Source organism: Micromonospora maritima (assembly GCF_902825405.1).
GTDB classification, from domain to species: Bacteria; Actinomycetota; Actinomycetes; order Mycobacteriales; family Micromonosporaceae; genus Micromonospora; species Micromonospora maritima.
In genome coordinates, this window is sequence record NZ_CADEAU010000523.1 from 1 (window position 1) to 3,526 (window position 3,526).

Sequence of the window (3,526 nt, forward strand, 5' to 3'; positions counted from 1 at the left end):
GGACGCGCCGGTGGCCGCGGCGCCGTCGCTCACCGACGAGACCGGGGGCGCACCCTCGGCCGACGCGCTCGTGCCCGGCTCGGCCAGCCCCTCGGCGTCGCCGAGCACCGTCAAGCCGAGCCCGACGAGGAAGGTCACGCCGAAGCCGGCCCGGACCACCGCCCCGTCGCGACAGCTGGAGCGCAGCAGCACGCCGAGCGGCACCGCCGCCCGGACCACCGCCTCGGGCGGCCTGAGCGCCGAACTCCAGCAGGTCGTCACGCTGGTGAACCAGGAGCGGGCCAAGGCCGGCTGCAAGGCGCTGAGCGTCGACTCCAAGCTGACGCTCGCCGCCCAGCGGCACAGCCAGGACCAAGCCGACCACAAGAAGATGTCGCACGACGGCAGCGACGGAAGCGACGTGGGCGACCGGCTCGACCGGGCCGGCTACGCCTGGCGGGCGTACGGCGAGAACGTGGCCTGGAACCAGCAGAGCCCGGCCGCGGTGATGGACGCCTGGATGAACTCCCCCGGTCACCGGGCGAACATCCTGAACTGCTCGTTCACCGAGATCGGGGTGGGCGTGGCGCGCAGCAACGGGCCGTACTGGACGCAGGACTTCGGCACCCCGCGCTGAGTCGGCGCGTCGTGACCGGGTCGGCGTTCGTTGACCGGTCGGGGGCGGCGTCGGGCCGCCCGCGTCCGGGGAGCTGTCGATGCGGATCCGGCCGGTGTGTGCCGTGCCGCGCTCCCGGCCGGCCCGCGTCCGCCGACGTGGACCGCGCCGGGGCGTGGCGCTGGCGCTGACCGCGCTGTTCCTCGTCCCGGTCCCGGCATGCCGTCGGCCGGTCACGGTCCCGCCCGGCGCCCCCACCCCCTGGCCGGCCGCACTGGCCGACCGGTGGCGGTGGCAGTGGCAGCTCACCGGGCCGGTGGACGTGACCGTGGACGCCGACGTCTTCCTCCTCGACCCGGTTGCCACCACCTCGACCGAGACCGCCGCCCTGCGGGCCAAGGGTCGCCGGCTGGTCTGTCAGGTCCGCGTCGGCACGTACGCGACAGGCGACCCGGACGCCGCCCGCTTCCCCGCCGCGGTGCGCGGGGCGGCGGTGCCGGGGCGGGCCGGGAGCCGGTTCCTGGACGTCCGACGGTGGGACTCGCTCGCGCCGGTGCTGGCCGACCGGTTCCGACTCTGCCGGGGCAAGGGCTTCGGCGCGGTGGCGCTGGCCGACGCGGACGGCTACCGGCACCGCAGCGGCTTCCCGCTCGGCTTCGACGACCAGTTGCTGTTCAACCGCCGCCTGGCCGGCCTGGCCCGGCAGCTCGACCTGTCCCCCGGCCTCGTCGACGACCTGGCGCAGGTGGCCGCGCTCGCGCCCGACTTCGACTTCGCGGTCAACCAGGAGTGCGTACGCCGGCGCGAGTGCGCGAAGCTGCTGCCGTTCGCCGACGCGCACAAGCCGGTGTTCCACGTCGAGTACACCGGCGACCCGGTCGACTTCTGCGTCACCACGGTCGGCTACGGCTTCGCCTCGATCCGCAAGGACCGGCGGCTGGACGCCTGGCGGGAGCCCTGCCCCCTGCCGTGACAGGACGCCGTCCCCGCCGGTGTGGGCGGGGACGGCGTCGGCCGTGAGGGGTTCAGCCGGCGGTCGCGCCGGTGGCCGGAGTGGGCGTGCCGGCGCCACGCTGCGACGGCAGATCGGGGTGTTCGGCGCTGAGCGGGGTGGCCAGGTCCTCCAGGGACTTGCCCTCGGCCTTGACGCCGAGACCCAGCTCCACCAGACCGCCAATGATCATGATGGTGGCGCCGATGACGAAGGCCAGCACGGTGTCGCCGACCTGGCCGCTGCCGACCAGCTTGGCGAAGAGCAGCGGGCCGGTGATGCCGCCGGCGGCGGTGCCGATCGCGTAGAAGAAGGCGATCGCCATGGCCCGGGTCTCCATCGGGAAGATCTCGCTGACCGTCAGGTACGCGGCACTGGCGCCGGCCGAGGCGAAGAAGAGCACCACGCACCAGCAGGCGGTCATGGTGACCGCGGTGAGCACGCCGGAGTGGAACAGCCAGGCGGTGCCGAGCAGCAGCACACCCGAGCCGATGTACGAGCCGGCGATCATCGGCACCCGACCCACGGTGTCGAAGAGCCGACCCAGCAGCAGCGGCCCGAGCAGGTTGCCGACCGCGATCACCGCGAAGTAGTAGCCGCTGTTGCCCGGCGGGACGTCGAAGAAGGTCTGCAGGATCTGGGCGAAGCCGAACGTGATCGCGTTGTAGAGGAACGCCTGGCCGATGAAGAGGGAGAAGCCCAGCGTGGCCCGCTTCGGGTAGCGCCGGAACAGCGTCTTCGCGATCTCCAGGAAGTTCGTGCTCTTGCGCTGCCGGATCTCGATGTAGTTGTCGGCCTCGGCGAGCTCCTTGCCGGTCTCCCGCTTCACCTCGGCCTCGACCGAGTCGACGAGGTGGTTCGCCTCGTCCGCCCGGCCGTGGATGAACAACCAGCGCGGACTCTCCGGCACGTGCCGGCGGACCAGCAGGATCACCACGCCGAGCACCGCGCCCAGGCCGAACGCCACCCGCCAGCCGAGGTTGGTCGGCAGGCCGTTGAGCAACGGTACGGTCAGCAGCGCGCCGAGTGCCGCGCCGAGCCAGAACGTGCCGTTGATGATGATGTCGATCCGGCCGCGGTGGCGGGCCGGGATCAACTCGTCGATCGCCGAGTTGATGGCCGCGTACTCGCCGCCGATGCCCATGCCGGTGAGGAACCGGAACAGGAAGAACCACCAGGTGTCGAACGAGAGCGCGGTCAGCGCGGTGGCGACCAGGTAGAGCCCGAGGGTCAGCAGGAACAGCTTCTTGCGGCCGAACCGGTCGGTGAGCCACCCGAAGAAGAGCGCGCCGGTGCAGGCGCCGGCCACGTAGAGGGCGGCGGCGAGGCCGGTGACCTGGCTCTGGGTGATGTTCAGCCCGCTACCCGGCTCGGCCAGCTTGCCGGAGAGGTTGCCGACGATGGTCACCTCGAGGCCGTCGAGGATCCACACCGTGCCCAGGCCGATCACGATCATCCAGTGCCAGCGGGACCACGGCAGCCGGTCGAGGCGGGCCGGGACGTTGGTCCGTACGGTGTCGGTCGACACGTCGGTGCTCATGACGCGCTCCCGTGGGATGGGGATGCCGGGGCGCGACGACGGGCCGCCGGCGTGAGCTGTTCGTCCATGGCGGCCCACATGCCCCGCTGCCCGCGGCGTTAATCCTGTCCGTTCCCGCCCTCCGCCGCGCCTCTCCGCAGGCGGCGTGCCGGCTGTGGTGCGGCAGGAAGGAAGTGCGGAGAGCGATATACCTCAGCGTCATAATTATGACTCTGAGGTATATCGCCGAGAACGAATGTCTTCCCGATGGCCGGCACGGCTGGGGGCAGGCCGGCCAGGTCGCGGCGGACCGGCGCCGGACCCGAGCCCGGACCGGATCACGGACAGCGCCCCGACCGAGAGCGGCCGGGGCGCTGCATCGGTCGGCTCAGCGGGCGCCGACCAGCTCCGGGGCCGGCGC

The 3,526-nt window shown here is 72.5% G+C and carries 3 protein-coding genes; 2 read left to right on the plus strand and 1 reads right to left on the minus strand.

Going from position 1 to position 3,526, the window contains the following annotated elements:
* A partial coding sequence (locus HUW36_RS28350) for a CAP domain-containing protein (RefSeq protein WP_174530929.1) occupies nt 1-616 on the plus strand: 616 nt, incomplete at its 5' end.
* A 79-nt stretch (nt 617-695) separates the two neighbouring features.
* The gene (locus tag HUW36_RS28355) at nt 696-1,568 is read left to right on the plus strand and encodes an endo alpha-1,4 polygalactosaminidase (RefSeq protein WP_174530930.1); all 873 of its coding nucleotides are present in this window, start codon (nt 696-698) and stop codon (nt 1,566-1,568) included.
* 52 nt (nt 1,569-1,620) lie between these two features.
* On the opposite strand, the gene HUW36_RS28360 is transcribed toward HUW36_RS28355, so the two are convergent.
* Nucleotides 1,621-3,126 carry an MFS transporter gene (locus HUW36_RS28360; protein ID WP_174530931.1) on the minus strand — a complete coding sequence of 502 codons (1,506 nt, stop codon included), beginning with the start codon at nt 3,124-3,126 and terminating at the stop codon, nt 1,621-1,623.
* Nucleotides 3,127-3,526 lie beyond the last annotated feature (400 nt).